This is a genomic window from Streptomyces sp. SX-6 (genome assembly GCF_059089585.1).
Genome location: NZ_JBTHHU010000002.1, coordinates 204,084 through 222,963 on the forward strand (window position 1 = coordinate 204,084; position 18,880 = coordinate 222,963).

The 18,880-nt window shown below is 72.4% G+C and carries 20 protein-coding genes and 1 pseudogene; 12 read left to right on the forward strand and 9 right to left on the reverse strand.

The annotated features are described in order from the left end of the window. Nucleotides 1-22 precede the first annotated feature (22 nt). Nucleotides 23-1,513 (reverse strand): AAA family ATPase, encoded by a 1,491-nt coding sequence (locus ACV530_RS03190; RefSeq protein WP_494330657.1) that lies wholly within the window; start codon nt 1,511-1,513, stop codon nt 23-25. A gap of 171 nt (nt 1,514-1,684) precedes the next feature. Between ACV530_RS03190 and ACV530_RS03195 the strand changes: the two genes are divergently transcribed. Together ACV530_RS03195 and ACV530_RS03200 are read left to right on the forward strand one after the other, a co-directional pair. Beyond that, nucleotides 1,685-1,906: a DUF1918 domain-containing protein gene (locus ACV530_RS03195; protein ID WP_494330658.1), complete on the forward strand. Its 222-nt coding sequence runs from the start codon at nt 1,685-1,687 to the stop codon at nt 1,904-1,906. A 3-nt stretch (nt 1,907-1,909) separates the two neighbouring features. Continuing rightward, a complete protein-coding gene (locus ACV530_RS03200) occupies nt 1,910-2,197 on the forward strand; it encodes a DUF1876 domain-containing protein (RefSeq protein ID WP_494330659.1) in 288 nt (95 codons plus the stop codon). Nucleotides 2,198-2,207: 10 nt separating this feature from the next. Here the strand turns inward: ACV530_RS03200 and ftsH are convergent, their stop codons facing one another. Continuing rightward, nucleotides 2,208-4,118, reverse strand: a complete 1,911-nt coding sequence (gene ftsH / locus ACV530_RS03205) for an ATP-dependent zinc metalloprotease FtsH (RefSeq protein WP_494330660.1) — start codon at nt 4,116-4,118, stop codon at nt 2,208-2,210. A gap of 277 nt (nt 4,119-4,395) precedes the next feature. Between ftsH and ACV530_RS03210 the strand changes: the two genes are divergently transcribed. Next, nucleotides 4,396-4,788: a hypothetical protein gene (locus tag ACV530_RS03210; protein WP_494330661.1), complete on the forward strand. Its 393-nt coding sequence runs from the start codon at nt 4,396-4,398 to the stop codon at nt 4,786-4,788. Between the two features lie 9 nt (nt 4,789-4,797). Here the strand turns inward: ACV530_RS03210 and ACV530_RS03215 are convergent, their stop codons facing one another. After that, the gene (locus ACV530_RS03215; RefSeq protein WP_494330662.1) at nt 4,798-5,910 is read right to left on the reverse strand and encodes a winged helix DNA-binding domain-containing protein; all 1,113 of its coding nucleotides are present in this window, start codon (nt 5,908-5,910) and stop codon (nt 4,798-4,800) included. A 173-nt stretch (nt 5,911-6,083) separates the two neighbouring features. Between ACV530_RS03215 and ACV530_RS03220 the strand changes: the two genes are divergently transcribed. The 3 genes from ACV530_RS03220 to ACV530_RS03230 all read left to right on the forward strand — a co-directional run bounded on the left by ACV530_RS03220 (nt 6,084) and on the right by ACV530_RS03230 (nt 9,132). Next, a complete protein-coding gene (locus ACV530_RS03220) occupies nt 6,084-7,286 on the forward strand; it encodes a DUF418 domain-containing protein (RefSeq protein ID WP_494330663.1) in 1,203 nt (400 codons plus the stop codon). Between the two features lie 129 nt (nt 7,287-7,415). Continuing rightward, nucleotides 7,416-7,955 carry a DUF4232 domain-containing protein gene (locus ACV530_RS03225; protein ID WP_494330664.1) on the forward strand — a complete coding sequence of 180 codons (540 nt, stop codon included), beginning with the start codon at nt 7,416-7,418 and terminating at the stop codon, nt 7,953-7,955. Nucleotides 7,956-8,271: 316 nt separating this feature from the next. After that, a complete protein-coding gene (locus ACV530_RS03230) occupies nt 8,272-9,132 on the forward strand; it encodes an isocitrate lyase/PEP mutase family protein (RefSeq protein ID WP_494330665.1) in 861 nt (286 codons plus the stop codon). A gap of 25 nt (nt 9,133-9,157) precedes the next feature. On the opposite strand, the gene ACV530_RS03235 is transcribed toward ACV530_RS03230, so the two are convergent. Beyond that, complete coding sequence (locus ACV530_RS03235; protein ID WP_494330666.1) at nt 9,158-10,384, reverse strand: FUSC family protein; 1,227 nt, start codon at nt 10,382-10,384, stop codon at nt 9,158-9,160. Between the two features lie 174 nt (nt 10,385-10,558). Here ACV530_RS03235 and ACV530_RS03240 point away from each other — a divergent pair, with 174 nt between their 5' ends. Next, nucleotides 10,559-10,993, forward strand: a complete 435-nt coding sequence (locus ACV530_RS03240; RefSeq protein ID WP_494330667.1) for a cold shock domain-containing protein — start codon at nt 10,559-10,561, stop codon at nt 10,991-10,993. Between the two features lie 29 nt (nt 10,994-11,022). Here ACV530_RS03240 and ACV530_RS03245 read toward each other — a convergent pair whose 3' ends face one another. Both ACV530_RS03245 and ACV530_RS03250 read right to left on the reverse strand, forming a co-directional pair. After that, on the reverse strand, nt 11,023-11,217 hold the full coding sequence (locus tag ACV530_RS03245) for a hypothetical protein (RefSeq protein WP_494330822.1): 195 nt from the start codon (nt 11,215-11,217) through the stop codon (nt 11,023-11,025). Nucleotides 11,218-11,267: 50 nt separating this feature from the next. Further along, on the reverse strand, nt 11,268-11,552 hold the full coding sequence (locus ACV530_RS03250; RefSeq protein ID WP_494330668.1) for a hypothetical protein: 285 nt from the start codon (nt 11,550-11,552) through the stop codon (nt 11,268-11,270). A gap of 121 nt (nt 11,553-11,673) precedes the next feature. Here ACV530_RS03250 and ACV530_RS03255 point away from each other — a divergent pair, with 121 nt between their 5' ends. The 3 genes from ACV530_RS03255 to ACV530_RS03265 are packed head-to-tail and all read left to right on the forward strand — an operon-like array spanning nt 11,674 to nt 14,078. Then, nucleotides 11,674-12,759 carry an S-(hydroxymethyl)mycothiol dehydrogenase gene (locus tag ACV530_RS03255; RefSeq protein ID WP_494330669.1) on the forward strand — a complete coding sequence of 362 codons (1,086 nt, stop codon included), beginning with the start codon at nt 11,674-11,676 and terminating at the stop codon, nt 12,757-12,759. Beyond that, nucleotides 12,759-13,388, forward strand: a complete 630-nt coding sequence (locus tag ACV530_RS03260) for an MBL fold metallo-hydrolase (RefSeq protein ID WP_494330670.1) — start codon at nt 12,759-12,761, stop codon at nt 13,386-13,388. The genes ACV530_RS03255 and ACV530_RS03260 overlap by 1 nt, the downstream gene beginning before the upstream one ends. Before the next feature lie 60 nt (nt 13,389-13,448). Beyond that, complete coding sequence (locus ACV530_RS03265; protein WP_494330671.1) at nt 13,449-14,078, forward strand: pyridoxamine 5'-phosphate oxidase family protein; 630 nt, start codon at nt 13,449-13,451, stop codon at nt 14,076-14,078. A 7-nt stretch (nt 14,079-14,085) separates the two neighbouring features. Here the strand turns inward: ACV530_RS03265 and ACV530_RS03270 are convergent, their stop codons facing one another. The 3 genes and pseudogenes from ACV530_RS03270 to ACV530_RS03280 all read right to left on the reverse strand — a co-directional run bounded on the left by ACV530_RS03270 (nt 14,086) and on the right by ACV530_RS03280 (nt 17,009). Continuing rightward, nucleotides 14,086-15,639, reverse strand: a complete 1,554-nt coding sequence (locus ACV530_RS03270; protein ID WP_494330672.1) for a long-chain-fatty-acid--CoA ligase — start codon at nt 15,637-15,639, stop codon at nt 14,086-14,088. A 41-nt stretch (nt 15,640-15,680) separates the two neighbouring features. Beyond that, nucleotides 15,681-16,061 (reverse strand): annotated as a pseudogene (locus ACV530_RS03275) (L,D-transpeptidase); the annotation flags it as partial. A gap of 177 nt (nt 16,062-16,238) precedes the next feature. After that, entirely contained in the window at nt 16,239-17,009 is a 771-nt protein-coding gene (locus ACV530_RS03280; protein WP_494330673.1) for a DUF72 domain-containing protein, read from the reverse strand. 36 nt (nt 17,010-17,045) lie between these two features. On the opposite strand from ACV530_RS03280, the gene ACV530_RS03285 reads away from it, so the two are divergent. Together ACV530_RS03285 and ACV530_RS03290 are read left to right on the forward strand one after the other, a co-directional pair. Further along, on the forward strand, nt 17,046-17,477 hold the full coding sequence (locus tag ACV530_RS03285) for an HIT family protein (RefSeq protein WP_494330674.1): 432 nt from the start codon (nt 17,046-17,048) through the stop codon (nt 17,475-17,477). An 85-nt stretch (nt 17,478-17,562) separates the two neighbouring features. Beyond that, nucleotides 17,563-18,879 (forward strand): phosphoribosyltransferase family protein, encoded by a 1,317-nt coding sequence (locus tag ACV530_RS03290; protein WP_494330675.1) that lies wholly within the window; start codon nt 17,563-17,565, stop codon nt 18,877-18,879. The last annotated feature ends 1 nt before the right edge of the window (nt 18,880 follow it).

Genomic DNA, 18,880 nt, shown 5'->3' on the forward strand with positions numbered 1-18,880 from the left:
GCAAACCTCCGTCCCCGTACTGTCATTCACCGTGGTAGAGGCGGTCGGGGCCGACGAGGACGACCTCGCCCGCAGCCTCGGCCTCGCGCAGGCCCGAGGAGAACCCGGCCGCGCCGTAGCAGGCGGGCCGGGCGTGGCCGGTGTCCTCGCCGCGGCCGGCGAGGACGGCCAGTGCGTGGCGGAGGCGTTCCAGGTCGCCGGTGTCCATGGGCGCGTCCCACCGTGTGAGGCCGGCCGACAGCAGTGTGTCCGGGCGGCCGTCCGCCGGGCCGCGGACGACGACGTCGAGGTCGATGCCCTCGCCCTGCCCCGGGTCGTCCAGCGTGCCGTGGGACGCCGAGGAGGGGCGGGCGCCGAAGGTGGCGGGGCCGGCGTGGTCCACGGCCCAGCGGCGGCAGATCCGGGCGAAGTGCGGGGCGGCCAGCGCCGTCTCGAAGCAGGTGCGGGCCCGGCGCCAGACCTCTGCGGCGCCCTCCTGCTCGAGGGCGGAGCGGTGCGGCCAGGCGACGGCGTGCTCGAAGGCGAGCAGCGGTTCGGTGATCTCGTACCGTGCCAGGCCCGGCTTGAACGCGTCGGGCTCGGCGCGCAGCAACTGGCAGTCCGAGAGCAGCGCCAGGGCGCGGGAGACACCGGTGAGCGGGTGCGCGAGCGAGGCGGCGATCTCCCCGCGGCTGGAGCAGCCCGTGGCGATCGCGGCCAGGACCGAGTGGCACAGCACGCGGTCGGCGTGGTCCGTCTCCTCCTCCAGCAGCCGGCGCGACTCCCAGAACAGCGGGACACGGGGGTTGAGGGCGGTGCGGCACACCCAGGCGTCGAAGTCGGCCGCGTCGGCGGGGGCGTCGTCGCACACGTAGTCGCGCCGGTAGGCGGGGGTGCCGCCCACGACCGTGTGCACGAGGACGGCGAGGTGCGGGTCGTCGATGCCCCAGAACCGGGCGGCGCCGCGGAAGTCGAACGGCCGCACCGTGAGCTCGAGTCCCACGAGCCCGTGCAGCGGGGCGGGGCCGCTGAAGAGCCGGTGCATCACCGTCGTGGTGGGGCCGCTCAGCAGCAGGCGCAGGCGCCCCGGCGCCCCGGCGCCGGCCTGCCGGAGGGCGGCGGCGTGGAGGACGGACGGCAGGGCCGGGCTCTGCCGGACGAGGTGGGGGAAGTCGTCGATCACCACGGGCAGCGGTCCCGGGTCGCCGAGCGCGAGCAGGGCGTCGACGGCATCCTCCCAGCGGGTCCAGCGGGGCGGCCGGGCGGCGCCGGTGTGCTCGGCGAACCGGTCGCCGAGGCGGCGCAGGGACTCGGCCTCGACCGCTTCCTGGGCGTCGAAGTAGAAGCCGCCGGTGGCCCGGGTGAGGGCCTCGAGCAGGAAGGACTTGCCCTGCCTGCGCCGCCCGGACACGATGCCCAGCGCGGGGCCGGGGCCGGTGCCGGTCGCGAAGCGCACGAGCTCCTCCCACTCGGCCTCCCTGTCGAACATGTCGGCCGGTCTGGCGGGGAGGGTGGCGGCGTCCGGTCGTGGCACGGGCCGCTCCCATCGTTCGGTGGGCGGTGAGGTGTGCTCCTGCTCTTCCAGTAGACCTCGCCGTCCCGCGCGCCGCGCGGGACGGAGCGCGCAGAATGGACAGAGAAACCGAAAGACTCCCGGAGAACCGAGAACTCCCGGAAAGAGGACTCCCGGAAAGCGGCGATGATCATGCACGCACATCTTGGTGATCACCTCATTGTCGAGAGCCGGCACGCCGACACGGCCAAGAAGGACGGCGAGATCGTCGGCCTCCACCACACCGACGGCACGCCCCCTTATGACGTGCGCTGGAAGGGGAGCCAGAGGGTGAGCCTCGTGTTCCCCGGCCCCGACGCGCATGTGCGCCAGGCGGAACGGACGGGCACGGCCCGTCCGACGACCCAGGGGTGAACGATGCACCACACGGCGAACTGGAAGGTCCGGGTGGACCTGACCGAGGACGAGGGAACGACGAAGGCGGAGGCGGTCCTCGACACCGGAACCGCGTCCTTCAAGGGCCATGGAGCGGCCCGCCGCGCGCCCGGTGACAAGGACGTGCCGGTGATCGGCGACGAGTTCGCGGCGGGCCGCGCCCTGCGCGACCTCGGCGAGAAGCTGCTGGGCACGGCCGAGAAGGACGTCGCGGCCAGGGGCGCGGCACCGGAGCCCAGGACGTCGCCGATGTACGGCTGGGAGCTCTGAGGCTCCCCCGTCAGGGCGCCGGGCCGCCGCGCAGCACGTCGAGGACGACGGAGCCGTCGACGGTCTCCTTGGCGACCAGGAGGTCGGCGAGCCGGTCCAGGGCGGGCCGGTTCTCCCGGAGCATGGCCAGGGCCCGGTCCTCGGCGTGCCGGATGAGCCGGGCGACCTCCTCGTCGACGACGCGCTGGGTCTGCTCGGAGTAGGGCCGGCGCAGGAGGTCCTCCGGGCTCTCGCCGAGGAACTGCGGGCTCGTCGACGCGTAGCCGATGGGGCCCAGTGCCGGGGACAGCCCGAACTCCCGGACCATGCGGGTGGCGATCTGGGTGGCCCCGGCCAGGTCGTTGGCCGCGCCCGTGGATCCCTCGCCGAAGACGACCAGTTCCGCTGCCCGGCCGCCGAGCCGCACGGCGAGCAGGTCGATGAGGTAGCCCTCGGTGTACAGGTGGCGCTCGGCCTCGGGCAGCTGCTCGGTGACGCCGAGCGAGACCCCCGCGGGCAGGATGGTCACCTTGGCCACCGGGTCGGCGTGCTCGCACAGCGCCGCGACCAGCGCGTGCCCGGATTCGTGCACGGCGACCGAGCGCCGCTCCTCGGGGAGCAGCGCGTTGGAGGTCTCCCGGCGGCCGAGCAGCACCCGGTCGCGGGCGGTGTCCAGGTCGTCGGGCGTGAGGGTGGCGCGGTCGGCCCGTACGGCGTTGATCGCCGCCTCGTTGACGAGGTTGGCGAGGTCGGCGCCGGAGAAGCCGGGGGTGGCGCGGGCGACGGTGGACAGGTCGACGCCGGGGTCGAGGGACTTGCCGCGGGCGTGGACGACGAGGATCGCCGCGCGCTCGGCCTGGTTGGGCAGCGGCACGGTCACCTGGCGGTCGAAGCGTCCGGGGCGCAGCAGGGCGGGGTCGAGGGCGTCGGGCCGGTTGGTGGCGGCGAGCACGACGATGCCGGTGCCCTGGTCGAAGCCGTCCATCTCGGCGAGGAGCTGGTTGAGGGTCTGCTCCCGTTCGTCGTTGCCGCCGAGCCGGGTGCCGCCGCCCCGGCGGCCTCCGACGGCGTCGATCTCGTCGATGAAGATGATGGAGGGGGCGCGCTTGCGGGCCTCGTCGAAGAGGTCGCGTACGCGCGAGGCGCCGACGCCGACGAACATCTCGACGAAGGCCGAGCCGGTCACGGACAGGAACGGCACATCTGCCTCCCCGGCGACGGCGCGGGCCAGGAGGGTCTTGCCGGTGCCGGGCGGTCCGACCATGATCACGCCGCGGGGTCCCTTGGCGCCCGCCCGGGCGTAGCGGTCGGGGTTGCGCAGGAAGTCGACGACCTCGCCGATCTCCTGTTTGACGCCGTCGTACCCGGCGATGTCGCCGAAGCCGGTGGTGGGCCGCTCGGCTTCGATGATCTTCGCCCGGGAGCGGCCGATGGTGCTGATGCCGCCGGTGAGCGAGCTGGCCGCCCGGCGTGCGCTCCACAGGAAGAAGCCGCCGAGGAGCAGCAGGGGCAGGAAGGCGAGCAGGATCGACAGCCAGGGGCTGCCGCCGCTGCTCTGCGAGGCGGTGATCTGGACGCTGTGCGACTGCAGCTGTTGTTCGAGCTGGCCGGAGCCCAGGGCGGTGGGGATCTGGGTGGTGAACTGGGTGCCGTTCTTGAGGGTGCCGGTGACAGTTCCCTTCTCGTTGATGTCGACCATCTGCACCTGTCCGGCGTTCACCTTGCCGACGAAGTCGCTGTACGACTCCTGCTGGCGGGGCGCTCCGGAGAAGCCCCGGGCGAGCAGCAGTACGATCACGAACGTCGTCAGGACGAGCGCCAGCATCCACCGGCCCCAGGAGGACGAGGGCTGCGGGGCCGGCCGCTGGGGCGGTTGTCCCTCCGGTCCGGGCCGGACCGGGGGCGTCAGGTGCCGGTGCGGCAGGCGAACTCGTGTGATCACAGAACCGCTCTCTTTCACGGGCGTCCGTGGGCGACGCCACGGTGCCCAGCCACCAGGATCATGGATTCCGGCGGTGGTCGGCAGGGCCGAACGGGTCCTGCATGCGCCGTTCGGCGCAGCTGTCTCTCCTTCCAGAGTGCCCCCGTCCGCCCCGGGGACGTCGCGCGTCGCGCGAATGGGCGCAGCCCGGGTGCCGGGGGGCGTGGTGTCCCGTACGGTCGAGGCAAGTCCCGGCACGGCAGCGGCCACTTGACGGCCTGACGGCGAAGGAGCACCGGTGACCAGCACCACCGAGAGCGCGCACCACGTCAGTGTCCATCTGACGGGCTGCGGCCAGGAGGCCGCGGACGCCGTCGTGGGCGTCCTGCTGGCCGCCTTCCCCGGGGGCACCGACGTGGTCCCCGCCGGGTCCGCCATCCCGCGTTCGGGCTCGGGCAATCCGCTGGTGTGGTGCACGGTCGTCGACACCCGGGCGCGCCGGCCGCATGCGAAGGCCGTGCCGGTTCCGCTCCCGGAGACCATCGAGGCGGATCTGTTCGGTGCGGCGGACCCGGTGCACCAGGTCACGGAGGAGCTGGCGGCGGTCTTCGGGACCGAGGAGCGGGGCACGGTCCCGGGCGAGCACGAGCTGGAGGTCCGCCTGCGGCTGACGCCGCTGCCGGGCGCGTAGCCGCCGCGATCAGCCGGCGAACCGCAGGTCGCGGGCTCCGTTCCCGTCGGACGCGAACAGCAGCAACCGCTCACCCTCTTCGGCGAGTTCGGTGCGCTGCCGCGCTGTCAGCGGCGCGAAGGGCTCGATGTGCAGCGTGGTGGCGGTGCGGTCGCGCTCGATCCGCCAGGCGCCCCGGACGAAGCCGTCGGCCAGGACGGTGCCGGGGATGAGGGCGTTCTTGGTGCCGATCGCCTTGCGGTGCTCGTCGCTGATGATCCGGCGGCGGTCCGCGTGGGAGAGGATCGCGTTGTCGAACGGGGCCAGGAAGCGTACGGGCGCGGGGACGTCCGCCCCGGGGCGCGGGGCGTCGGGGAGGTCGAGGAGCTCGTTGCCCTCGGTGTCCCGCAGGGACACCAGGCGCGGCCGGAGCCGCTCGGTCACCTCGCGCAGCCTGGTCAGGCCGGACCATGCCTGGATGTCCTTGACGGTGGCGGGGCCGAACGCGGCGAGGTAGCGCAGGACGAGCGCGTCCGGTGCCGCCTCGGCGTCGAGAGGGGCGCCGAGCCAGTCCTCGGCCGTGGTGTAGGTGGTCTGTCCGCTCCGTCCCCACACGCCGCGCGGCGGCGCCTGGACCAGCGGCAGCAGGGCGCGCGCAACGTTGACCAGAGCGGAGGGGGTGTGGGCGGGCCACCGTTCGTGGAGCAGCCGGCCCAGCTCCGCGGAGCCCAGCGGCCCGTCGGCGAGGAGTTCACGCCCGGCCGCGGCGACCTCGGCCGCCTCCGGGCCGTGCAACTGCCCGCCGTACGCGCTCTTCAGGCCGCGCTCGAGGCAGGGCTGCACCCACGGCCGTATCGCCCGGCAGTCGCGGGCGCTGACCAGGTGGACGGTGCCGCGCATCAGGGCGATGCGCACCGCGCCGCGGTCGGTGAGCGAGCGTGCCAGGCCCTCGGGCCGGAAGTCCGCGAGCCGGGTCCACAGACCGTAGTAGGGCGGAACCGGGGCCTGCGCCTGGAGGCCCACCAGGTGCTCGACGGCCTCCAGCGCGGTCAGCCCGCTGCGCCGGAGCAGCAACTGCCGGTCGAGGAAGGCACGGTTGAGGGCCTTGCGGTCGAGGACGGTGGCGGAGGGCGATACGGGCATGATCGCGATCGTACGTCAACATGGCACCTCTCACGGCAGCCGCGTCACGTCAGCACCAACTGGCGCACTGTGCAGGTGCGTTGCATGGTCCGACGCGCCGTCAGATCCCAACCACCTTACAAATTCCACGAAAAACTCCCCGTTCCCCTTGACGTCCGCCTCACGCTGGAGGCATGTCGCACCACGCTCCGCTCACCCTCTTACCGGTCCGCACGGACCACCACCCCGCGCCGAAGATCCGGCTGGCCGGTGTCGATCTGGCCCGTGGCATCGCGGTCTTCGGCATGTACGCCGCCCATGTCGGCCCGGATCCGGACAACGGCGGGATCTCCGGCCTGCTGATGGAGCCCGCCCATGGCAGGGCGTCCGCACTGTTCGCCCTCCTGGCGGGGTTCTCGCTGATCCTCATGACGGGCCGCCCGAAACCCAGGACGGGCCGGGCGGGACGGCAGGCCGTGGGCAAGGTCCTCATCCGCTCCGCCGTGCTGCTCGCGCTGGGCACCGCGCTCACCATGGCGGGCACCCAGGTCGACGTGATCCTCGCCTACTACGGCCTGTACTTCGTCCTCGCCCTCCCCCTGCACCGGCTGCGGGCCCGGACCCTGGCAATGGTCGCGGCCGTCTCGGCGCTGGTGCTGCCGCAGGTGCTGTACGTGACGCAGTCCCTGATCGAGAGCGGCACCTGGGCCGAGCGGGCGGCGCTTCACGACCCGCTCGCCCGGATCAGCGGCACGGAAGGCTTCATCGACCTCCTCTTCACGGGCAGTTACCCGGTGCTGACCTGGATGCCCTTTGTGATCGCCGGCATGGCCGTCGCCCGTCTCGACCTCGCGTCGGCGGTCGTACGCATCCGGCTGGCCGCCACCGGCATCCTGCTCGCCGTGCTCGGGTACGGCGGATCGTGGCTGGCGCTGCGGCTGTTCGCGGCGGACTTCCCCGGCGCGGGGGACGGCGGGCCGTCCGCCGCGGTCTCGTGGTGGTCGGACACGGCCGGCTATCCGACGGGCGACACCCCGGCCTGGCTGCTGGCGGCCTCCCCGCACAGCGAGACCACGCCGTCGGTCGTCGGCAGCACCGGGGTGGCAGTCGCCGTCCTCGCGCTCTGCGTGATCGCCGTCGACGCGCTGCCGCGCTTCCGGCGCCTGGCGCATCCGCTGACGGCGGTCGGCCGGATGTCGTTGACCGCCTACGTGCTCAACATCGCCGGGATCTGGGCGCTGGACATCGAGAACGTGCCGGGGTCGTCGCCGTACGTGCTGCTCGCCTTCCTCGCGACCGTCACCGTGCTGGCGGTGGTCTGGCTGCGGTTCTTCTCCCGGGGGCCACTGGAGTACCTGGTGAATCACGCCACCCTGGCGGCCCGTCATCTGAGGTGACCGGACACATGGTGTTCACAGCTATGGCCATGGGTAGGCGGGCAGATGGCCCTGATGGGTACGGCGGGTGAAGCATCTGTGAGCTTCACCGGGGGAACCGCCGTGGGACGTACCGGAGAAGGAGCACTCATGACCATCACCGTCGCGCGCCGTGCGGGCGCCACCCTCGCGGGCGCCGCGCTCGCCGTCACCGCCGCGGGCGGCCTCGCCCAGGCCGCCCCGGCACAGGACGCCGCGGCGTCGTCGACCCCCACCTGTCACACCTCCGGTCTGCGGATCGGATTCGCCGAGCGGCTCGGCGGGGGGATGAACCACGCGGGCGGCACCCTGGAGTTCAGGAACACGACAGGCCGAACCTGTGCGATGCGCGGATACCCGGGGCTCGGCCTCGAGAACGCGCGGCACGAGAACCTGCCCACCAAGGCGGTGCGGGGCACCACTTGGTACGCGGACGACCCGGGCAACAAGCTCGTGTACCTCGAGCCCGGGCAGAGCGCGCAGGCCGTCGTCGCCTGGACCCACACGGGCTCCGAGGCGCACAACGCCGCCTATCTGGAGGTCACTCCGCCCGGTTCGACGACGCACCGCACCATCGCCCTGAACGACCTCGTCGACTTCGGCGAACTGCACATCACGGCCGTGGCGCACAAGGTGCCGCTGCGCGGTTGACGCGAAATCGCCCCAACGCAGGCAAATTTACCGGGTCGATATTGCCGCATGACCAATCCTTGACTAATGTCCGAGCAGAAGTGACGGACAGGAGTTCAAGTGAATGTGGGCTCGCGTTGGGGCACTTCACCGCAGCACTTGCGGCAGAGTCTGATGCCAGGACTCCACGCCGCTTCTTGAGGTAACTGAAAACCCGGGAGCCCGTCTTGACGAGCAAGCTCCCGGGAATCCTCGATCGACGGCACGATCCGGGCCGACCCGAGCTTGGCGGCAGCGGTCGGCGCGGTACGCCGTGCAACCCACACCGGAGGGTATCGTGAACCACCCGAATCGGCTACGCGAAGCGATCGCATCCGACAGCACGACGCCGCTCATCGGCGTCTTCGACATGTTCTCCGCCTCGGTCGCGGCCCAGCACTACGACGGCATGTTCGTCTCCGGCTTCGGATTCGCCGCGTCGCACTACGGCCTGCCGGACATCGGGTTCATCGCCTGGTCCGACATCGCGGCGTTCGTACAGCGGTTACGTCTGGCCTTCCCGAAGCAGCACCTGCTGGTCGACATCGACGACGGCTACGTGGACCCGGAGACGGCGTGCCACATGGTCCAACTCCTCGAGTCCATGGGCGCGTCCGGCGTGATCCTGGAGGACCAGAAGCGCCCCCGCCGCTGCGGGCACGTGGACGGCAAGCAGGTGCTCCCGCTCGAGGAGTACCTCGAGAAGCTGGAGATGGTGCTCGACTCCCGGCGCGACCTCGTGGTCGTGGCCCGTACGGACGCCACGGAGGAGGCCGAGATCCTGCGCCGCGCCAAGGCGCTCGCGGCGACGGACGCCGATGTCATCCTGGTCGACGGCGTGCGCAGCGTCGACTGGATCCGCAAGGTCCGCGATGTCATCGGCGACAAGCCGCTGTTGTTCAACCAGATCGCCGGCGGCAAGTCCCCCCGGCTCTCGCTGCCCGAGCTGAGCGAGCTCGGGGTGGACGTGGCGATATACAGCACTCCGTGCCTGTTCGCCGCGCAGACGGCGATGGACGGGGCGCTGGCGCAGCTCAAGCAGGACGACGGCAGGCTGCCGGAGTTCACCCCCTCGAGCGTGGGCGTCTCCGAGTGCCTGGGCCTGCTCGAGAAGAACATCAGCCGTCACCACGCCCCGGCGCAGCCGGCCCTGCGCTGACCGGACCCGCTGACCGGACCCGCTGTCAGGAGCGGCTGCTGCGGCTGCCGAAGCGACTCCTGACCAGGCGGTGCCTGACCTGGTGGAGCGTCGGCCACCGCTCCCGCAACTCGCGGGAGTGGCGGTCGAGTTCCTCCCAGAGACGTTCGGACCTCTTCTCCACGTCCAGCTCCGCCAGCACCCGGTCGACCTCCGCCAGCAGCGCTCCCTGCAGCTGCCACTGGCGGGGGTAGCGGCGCACGTCGCCGAGCAGAAGGTGCGCGGCCCGGTCCCGGCTCCGCCGGGCGATGGCGAGGTCCTCGGCGAGCCGGGCCTCGGCCGCCTCGGCGCTGGCGCTCACCTGAGTGGTGATCAGCACGGCGAAGCTCTCGACGGCACGGGCGAGATGGCCGAGGACGTCCCCGAGGGCGGTCGCCACATTCGGCGGGAACAGCGGCTCGTCCATCCGTTCCTTGGCGAGGTCGGTGAACGTCCGGCACATCACCCGCAGTACGACGGCGGAGATCTCCAGCGCGTCCAGGCCGGTGCGCAGCACGATCCGGGAGAGCAGGCCCTCCTTGACCCGCGGGTTGAGCCTGAGGCTGTCCTCGGCCTGCCGCAGCGAGGCGTCCACCTCGGCGATGTCGTGGTCCAGGCGCCGCGCCTCGTGCAGCCGGGCGGCCGCCTCCGCCACCGGGACGGGCCGGGCGACGGCCGCGCCGAGGTGCCGCAGCAGCTCGTGCATGCGGCCCGCCAGTTCCAGGATGGCCTCGCCGGCAGGCTCGACCCACACCGGGGGGACGAGCAGCACGTTGAACAGCAGCCCGACGACCGCGCCGATCAGGGTCTCGAGCACCCGGTCCCACGCGGTCTCGGCCACCCGGGTGACGCCGAGGACGAGCATGGCGCTGATCGCCACCTCGGGGACGAATTCACCCACCCGTACGAAGCGTCCGATGACCAGCGACGCGAAGATGATCAGGCCCAGGCTCCACCAGGTGAGTCCCACCAGGACGCTGAAGCCGATGGCGATCAGCACGCCGGCCACCACGGAGTTCACCCGGCGGATACCGGTGGTGAGGGTGGAGTAGAGGGTCACCTGGACCACGAGCAGCGCCGTGAGCGGCGCGGTCAGCGGCGCGGGCTCCCTGCTGAGCGTCAGTGCCACGACGTACGAGATCACCGCGGCGGCCGTGGAGCGCACCGTCTGCGCGACTGCGGGCTCCTTGCCCCGTCGCGCCAGCGCCGCCAGGGGCTCGATGAGGTCGGGCACGATATCCGCATTCCCGTTCGCGGCGGTGAAGCCCCGGGGACGCGGGAGCTGCCACCCGGCCGGCGGTCCGCCGTTCCGCTGCCCGGATCCCCTCAACGTCCCTACCCCTACGCGGGGATTGTGCCTGCGTGTGGCGGTGAGTATGGTCCCCTTCGGGTCTGCGAACAGACCGTGATGTCACGTGGTGTAGGTGGGGAATTGTCTGTGGTTACGGGTAAAATAATTCGCTTCGACGAATTTCGTGGTTATGGCTTCGTTGCGCCCGACACCGGCGGTGAGGATGTCTTCGTGCACGTCAACGACGTGGATGCCGACAAGCGCCTGATCGTTCCGGGCACGTTCGTGGAGTTCACCGTGGAGGAGGGCGACCGGGGTCTGAAGGCCTCCAACGTCCGGCTCGTCGACCGCGCCCCCGCGTCGCGTTCCGCGTTCCCGGCGCACTCCGGCGGGGAGGACGGCGACTGCGACGTCCTGACCACCAAGGAGTTCCTCGACGAGATCACCGAGGCTCTCCTCTCCTCCGCGCCGACGATGACGGCGGAGCAGATCGTGCTCGTGCGCCAGCGTCTGGTGCGGGTCGCGACCCACCACGGCTGGGTCGAGGCGTAGCGGACTCGGCAGCGGACTCATAAGCGGACTCATATGAGGTGGACGACCCGGACGACGGTGACGGTCAGGACGCTCCGGCTGATGTAGTAGCGGATCAGGACGTCGGCAACGGTGGCCTCGCGCCGGTCCTCCTCCGTGTCGATGGGGGCGGAGCCGTGTCCGTACGGGTCGTCCGCCATGCCCCGCACGCCGCTGTCGAAGCGGGCCCGCAGGGCGGTGTCCATGGCGGCGAGGACCCGGTCGGCGGGCGGTGCGTACTGCACGCGGTAGCCGCTCACGCCGACTCCGGACTGGCGGCCTCCCCGGAGACGGCCCCGATGTCCTCGCCCCGCTCGAGGCGGTCGAAGAGATCCTCGTCCTCCTGGTCCGCCGCGGTGGCCGCCAGGGCCCAGCGGATCAGGGCGGCACGGAGCCCGGCGGCGGACAGGCCCGCGATCTCCCGGTCGAAGGCCCGGGCCCGGTCCGCGTCGAGGGCTTCGAGAGCGGAGCGGATGCCGGCGGCGGTGGCGGGCAGCTCCACGAGTTCCCCGTCTATCACGGTCCTCAGCACGGCATCCATCGGTTCCTCCTCGGTCCTGCGGGCCACGGTACCGGCGCCGCGCTCCGACGGGCCGTTGGACGCCGGGCACCGGCGTGCGCGAGAGTGGCCCCACAGCTGTGATCAAGAAAGGGGCAGTCCCGTGGCACAGGAAGTCCGTGGAGTCGTCGCACCGGGCAGGAACGAGCCGGTCCGGGTGGAGACGATCGTGGTGCCGGACCCGGGGCCCGGCGAGGCGGTCGTGCGGGTGCAGGCATGCGGTGTGTGCCACACGGACCTGCACTACAAGCAGGGCGGCATCAGCGACGACTTCCCGTTCCTCCTGGGGCACGAGGCGTCCGGGGTGGTCGAGGCGGTCGGCGAGGGCGTGACCGAGGTGGCGCCCGGCGACTTCGTGATCCTCAACTGGCGTGCGGTGTGCGGCCAGTGCCGGGCGTGTCTGCGGGGCCGTCCGCAGTACTGCTTCAACACGCACAACGCCCGGCAGAAGATGACGCTGGCCGACGGGCGCGAGCTCTCCCCCGCGCTGGGCATCGGCGCCTTCGCGGAGAAGACGCTGGTCGCCGCCGGTCAGTGCACGAAGGTCGACCCCGCGGTCTCCCCCGCGGTGGCCGGGCTGCTGGGCTGCGGGGTGATGGCGGGCATCGGCGCGGCCATCAACACCGGGCAGGTGGGCCGTGGTGACTCGGTCGCCGTCATCGGCTGCGGCGGCGTGGGCGACGCGGCCGTCGCGGGCTCGCGGCTGGCCGGGGCGGGGCGGATCATCGCCGTCGACATCGACGACCGCAAGCTCGAGACGGCCCGCCGCATGGGCGCGACCCACACCGTCAACTCGCGGACCACGGACCCGGTCGAGGCCATCCGCGAGCTGACCGGGGGCTTCGGCGCCGATGTCGTCATCGAGGCGGTCGGCCGCCCGGAGACGTACAAGCAGGCCTTCTACGCCCGTGACCTGGCCGGCACGGTCGTCCTGGTGGGCGTGCCCACCCCGGAGATGACCCTGGAGCTACCGCTCCTGGACGTCTTCGGGCGCGGCGGTGCCCTGAAGTCCTCCTGGTACGGCGACTGCCTGCCCTCGCGGGACTTCCCGATGCTCGTCGACCTGCACCTGCAGGGACGGCTCGACCTGGCGGCGTTCGTCACCGAGACCATCGGGCTGGACGACGTGGAGAAGGCGTTCGAGCGGATGCACCAGGGCGATGTGCTGCGCTCGGTGGTGGTGTTCTGATGGCGGCCCGCATCGAACACCTCGTCACCTCCGGGACGTTCTCGCTGGACGGCGGGGTCTGGGAGGTCGACAACAACGTCTGGATCGTCGGTGACGACCACGAGGCCGTCGTGATCGACGCGGCACACGACGCAGAGGCGATCGCGGCGGCGGTCGGTGACCGCCGGCTGGTCGCCGTCGTGTGCACGCACGCCCACGACGACCACATCGGCGCCGCCCCCGCCCTCGCGGACCGTACGGGAGCCCCCGTCCTGCTGCACCCCGCCGACCTGCCGCTGTGGGAACGTACGCACCCGGAGCGCAAGCCCGACGGGGAGCTGGCCGACGGTCAGGTGCTGCGGGTGGCGGGCACGGAGCTGACGGTGCTGCACACGCCGGGGCATGCGCCGGGCGCGGTCTGTCTCCACGCACCCGCCCTTGACACGGTGTTCACCGGTGACACGCTCTTCCGGGGCGGTCCCGGTGCCACCGGCCGGTCGTTCTCCGACTTCCCGACGATCGTCGCGTCGATCCGGGACCGGCTGCTGACGCTGGATCCCACGACGACCGTCCGTACCGGTCACGGGGAGCCGACCACGATCGGCGCCGAGGCGTCCCACCTGGACGAGTGGATCGCCCGGGGGCACTGACAGTGGTGTGACGTAGTCTCGGTGGCGGGAAGAACGGAACCGGCAGGGAAGGAACGTCGCGTGGACACAACGGACTTGACGGAAATCTCCGATGCCGCCGAGCTGCGGGAGCTGCTCGGCCCGCCGGCCGAGCGTGTCGCGCTCAAGGCCCGGCCGCGCCTGGACGAGGTCGACCGGCAGTGGCTCGCGGGCTCGCCGTTCTGTCTGGTGGCGACCTCGGCCGCGGACGGTACGTGCGACGTCTCGCCGAAGGGCGACCCCGCCGGGTTCACCCTGGTCCTCGACGACACGACGATCGTCATCCCCGAACGGCCCGGCAACCGGCGGGCGGACGGCTTCCACAACATCCTGTCCAACCCGCACGTCGGCCTGATCTTCGTGATACCCGGCCGCGGGGACACGCTGCGCATCAACGGCCGGGCCCGGCTGGTGCGTGACGCGCCGTTCTTCGACCGGTTGACCGTGCGGGGCCACCGGCCGCAGCTCGCGATCGTCGTCGAGATCGAAGAGGTCTTCTACCACTGCTCGAAGGCGTTCCTGCGGTCGGAGCTGTGGAAGTCCGGCACGTGGAATCCGGAGGCGGCGCCGTCGCGTGCCCGTATCTCGAAGAAGCTGGAGCGGCCGGACGACTCCCTGGAGGAGCTCGAGTGCTACTACGGGCCGGCCTATGCGGAGCGGCTCTACGGCTGACCGCCGGTCACCCCGCTGAACCCGCCCTGCGCAGCGCGCCCTTGTCGACCTTGCCGGTCGCGTTGCGCGGCAGGGCGTCCACGACGGTGACGGTGCGCGGGCACTTGTAGCCCGCGAGGCGGTCGCGGCAGAAGGCGCGCAGGCCGGCCTCGTCGAGTTCCGCGCCGTCGGCCAGGGTCAGGACGGCCGTCACGGCCTCCCCCCAGGTCTCGTCGGGCACTCCGATCACCGCGGCCTCGGCCACCGCGGGGTGCTCGACGAGGACGCGTTCGACTTCGGCGGAGTACACGTTCTCGCCGCCGGTGATGATGACGTCCTTGAGCCGGTCCTCGATGAAGACGAAGCCTCCGTCGTCGACACGGGCCACATCGCCGGTGCGCAGCCAGCCGTCCTCGGTGACCGTCGCGGCCGTCGCCTCCGGCTTGCCGAGGTAGCCCTTCATGCACTGCCGGGTACGGACCCACAGCTCCCCGGCCTCGCCGGGCGGGACGTCCGTTCCGGTGTCCGTCCCGACGACCCGCAGTTCCACGCCCGGCAGGGGCCGGCCCGCGGAGGTGAGCCGGTCGGGCCGGGCGGTGTCGTGATGGGCGTCGGAGGTGAGGGCGGTGACCGCGCCGGCGAGTTCCGTCATGCCGTACAGCTGCGTGAAGCCGGTGCCGGGGAAGAGCTCGAGGGCTCTGCGCAGCAGGGGCAGGGGCATCGGGGAGGCGCCGTAGAGGCAGTGACGCAGCCGCCCGAACGCCTCGGTCACCTCCGCCCCGGCGCCGACGACGCCGGCCAGCATGGCGGGCACGAGCAGGAGGTGGGTACCGCCGTCGGCGACGGCCTCGCAGACGGCCCGGGGTGCGGGGTCGCGGAGCAGCCGGGTCGGGGCTCCGGCCAGCAGGCCGGTGAGGGCGAAGGCGATGCCTCCGACGTGGAAGAGCGGGAGGACGACGATGTTGCGGTCGCCCTCGCCGAACGCGAGGACCGTGTGGGCGGCCTCGGCGTGGCGGATGAGGCACTCGTGGGTGAGTTCGGCCCCTTTGGGGAAGCCGGTGGTGCCGGAGGTGTAGAGGACCAGGCAGGTGTCGTCCGGTGCGGCCCCGGGCAGGTCCTCGGCGGGGTCGCAGGCGGCGATCGCCTGCTCGTACGCGTCCGCTTCTCCCCCGACCACCACGACGCGCGGGGCGGCGGGGAGGCCGGCGAGCGCGGGCCGTACGGCTTCCAGCAGGCCGGCGCCGACGAACAGCAGGCGGGCGCCGGAGTCCTCGATGACGTGGGCGAGTTCGCCAGGCGCCAGGCGCCAGTTCAGCACGGCGTTGGCCGCGCCGAGGGCGCCGGCGGCGAAGGTGGCCTCGAGGCAGGCGGAGTGGTTGCGGTCGAGGAAGGCGATGCGGTCGCCGCGGCCGATGCCGGCCGTGCGCAGCCATCCGGCGAGCCGGCGGCTGCGCCGGTGCAGCTGATGCCACGTCCATCGCCGGTCCTCGAAGGCGAGGGCTTCGCGCTCCGGTGCCAGGGCGGCCCAGTGGGCCGTCAAGTCGCCGAGTGTCTGCGGGTGTTGCGCGGTGGGAGCGGCCACCGGGCCAGCCTAGCCCCGCGGGGCGGCGCCTTCCAGACGGCTCACGTGCCCGGCTTGTGGCCGTACACATAGACGCTGTCGCCGGTGCGGAGCATGTTCCAGTACGCCTTGGCGTCCCTGAGGCGCATGTTGACGCAGCCGTGGGAGCCGGGGGGCGACCAGACGCTGCCGCTGATGGCGTGGAAGGCCTGCCCGCGGTCGAAGAACTGGCTGTACGGCATGCGGACGTCGTACAGGTTCGACACGTGGTTCTTGTCGCGCCAGTAGATCTTCTTCAGGCCGGTGCGCGTCGTGAATCCCTTGCGGCCCGAGCGTATGTGCACGGGGCCGTAGGTGATCTTCTTGCCGTTCTGGATCCAGCTGACCTGGCGGGTCAGGTCGACGCAGGCGATCCGCCCCTTGTTGGTGGGGCACTTGCGGGCCGTGGTGTGCGACGCGGCCTGTGCGGTCCCGCCCGTCGTGACGGCGAGCGGCAGGGCGAGGCCCGCGGCGGCGACCAGGACGCCCAGCCGTCTGGTGAGCACACTTCGAGTACTTGTCATGAACCGTTGGACAACGCACATCATCGAACGGTTGCACGAGATTCGGACGGTTTATCGTCATCGTTGTGTAAAGGCGAGCGGGGTGCGGCTGACGGTGCGTCCGAGGGCCGCGGCGGCCCGGGCGAAGGCGGCGGCGTCGTGGACGGCGGCACCGCCGAGGTCGTTGTTGAAGTACGCGTACACCTCCGCCTCGTCGGGCCAGGCGTCGGCGACGCGCCGGGCCCAGGTCGCCAGCGCCTGCCGCCCGTAGCGCGGGAACGGCCGGGCGCGCCCGCAGTGGAAGCGCACATAGCCCCACGGGGCCGTGCGCCACAGGGGCGTCACCGGGCGGGAGTCGTGGTCGGCCCAGCACAGGGCGGCACCGTGCCGCTCGAGCACGGCCCGTACCTCGTCCGTCCACCACGATGTGTGCCGGGGCTCGACGGCCACCCGCGTTCCGGCGGGGAAGCAGGCGAGCGCGGCGTCCAGTGCCTCGGGGTGCGCGCGCAGGGTGGGCGGCAGCTGGAGCAGGACGGGCCCGAGCCGTCCGCCGAGGCCGGCCGCGTGCCGCATCAGCCGCTCGACCGGTTCCTCCGGGTCGTGCAGCCGTTTGATGTGGGTCAGGTAGCGGCTGGCCTTGACGGCCATCACGAACCCCTCGGGCGTGCGCTCGCGCCAGGAGGCGAAGGTCTCCGGGGAGGGCAGCCGGTAGAAGGCGTTGTTGTTCTCCACGGTCGCGAAGTGACGGGCGTACTCCTCCAGCCACAGCCGCTGGGGGACCCCGGCGGGGTAGAGATCACCCCGCCAGTCCGCGTACTGCCATCCCGAGGTTCCGATGAGGAGAGGCATGGGACGATCCCTCCCCCGACACCGGAGATCTTCACCATGAGTGACGAGATGTGCGTCTTCTGTGCGATCGCGGCGGGCGAGCGGGCCGCCCACCGGGTGTACGAGGACGACACGGCCGTGGCGTTCCTGGACGCGCGGCCGCTGTTCCCCGGCCATGTGCTGGTCGTGCCCCGGTGCCACGCCGAGACGCTGACCGACCTGCCCGCAGGGGACGTGGGCCCGTTCTTCACCGGGGTGCAGCTGGTGACCGGGGCGGTGGAGCGCGGCATGGGCGCGGCCGGGACGTTCGTCGCCGCCAACAACCGGATCAGTCAGTCGGTGCCGCATTTCCACGTCCATGTCGTGCCGCGCAACCGCAAGGACGGGCTGCGCGGCTTCTTCTGGCCGCGCACGCGCTACGCCTCGGACGAGGAGGCGGCACAGGTGGCGGCCCGGGTCCGGGCGGCGCTGGGCGGGGACGGGCTGTGAAGTTGGTCCGCCGCGCGGGAAGCCGAATACTGGAACCGGGGCCTGTCCCGTCGTCCGGAGCCGTACCGGGAGCCGGAGGTGGATCATGCGATTCGACAACCGGACGGATGCGGGCCGCCGCCTGGCGCAGCGGCTGCGGCATCTGCGCAGTGAGCATCCCGTCGTGCTGGGCCTGCCACGCGGGGGCATCCCCGTGGCCTTCGAGGTCGCCCGGGAGCTGAACGCCCCGCTGGACGTCATCCTCGTCCGCAAGCTGGGTGTCCCCTACCACCGCGAGCTGGGCTTCGGCGCCCTCGGCGAGGGCGGCATCCGCGTCGTGCGCGACGACATCATGCGGATGAGCCGCGTCGACGAGGACGATCTCGCCGAGGTCCAGCGCAGCGAGGAGGCCCAACTCGACCGGCAGGCCGAGCGGTTCCGCGGCGGCCGGCTGCGGATCCCGCTCGAGGGCCGGACCGCGGTGGTGGTGGACGACGGCATCGCGACGGGGTCGACCGCGGCGGCCGCCTGCCGGGTTGCCAGGGCCCAGGGCGCGTCGCGGGTGGTGCTGGCGGTGCCGGTGGGCCCGCCGGACGCGGTGGAGGAGCTGCGCGCGGAGGTGGACGAGCTGGTGTGCCTGTCGACGCCCGCGTTCTTCTCGGCGGTCGGCGAGTGGTACCGGGACTTCTCCCAGACCGAGGACGAGGAGGTCGTCGCGCTGCTGCGGCAGAGCACGGTCGGCCCGCCGGCCGCGACAGCCTCGCACATCCACACCGCCGCTCCCGTGCAGCTCGCGGTGGACCACCGCACCGTCACGCTGGACGGCGATCTGACCATGCCCGCCGGCGCCGTCGCGGTCGTGGCCTTCGCGCACGGCAGCGGCAGCAGCCGGCTGAGCTCGCGCAATCGCGCCGTGGCGCAAGCGCTCAACGAGGCGGGGCTGGGCACGCTGCTGTTCGACCTGCTCACCCCGGCCGAGGCCACGGACCGGTCGAACGTGTTCGCCGTCGAGCCGCTGGCCCACCGGCTGGCGGAGGTGACCGTCTGGCTGCGCCGCCAGTCCGTGCCCGTCTGCTACTTCGGCGCCAGCACCGGCGCCGCCGCGGCGCTGTGGGCGGCGGCGGACGCGAGTCCGGGCGACATCGCGGCCGTGGTCTCCCGGGGCGGGCGCCCCGACCTGGCCCTGGCGCGGCTGGGCGAGGTCACCGCGCCCACGCTGCTCGTCGTCGGGGGCAGCGACGAGACGGTGCTCGACCTCAACCGGCAGGCGGCGTCCCGGATGCGCTGCGAGCACCGGCTCGAGGTCGTGCCGGGTGCCACGCACCTGTTCGAGGAGCCCGGGGCGCTGGACACCGTCTCGGCGCTGGCCCGTGACTGGTTCACCCAGCACCTGACGCCGTCGGCGCCCGCCGCGGCCTCGTGAC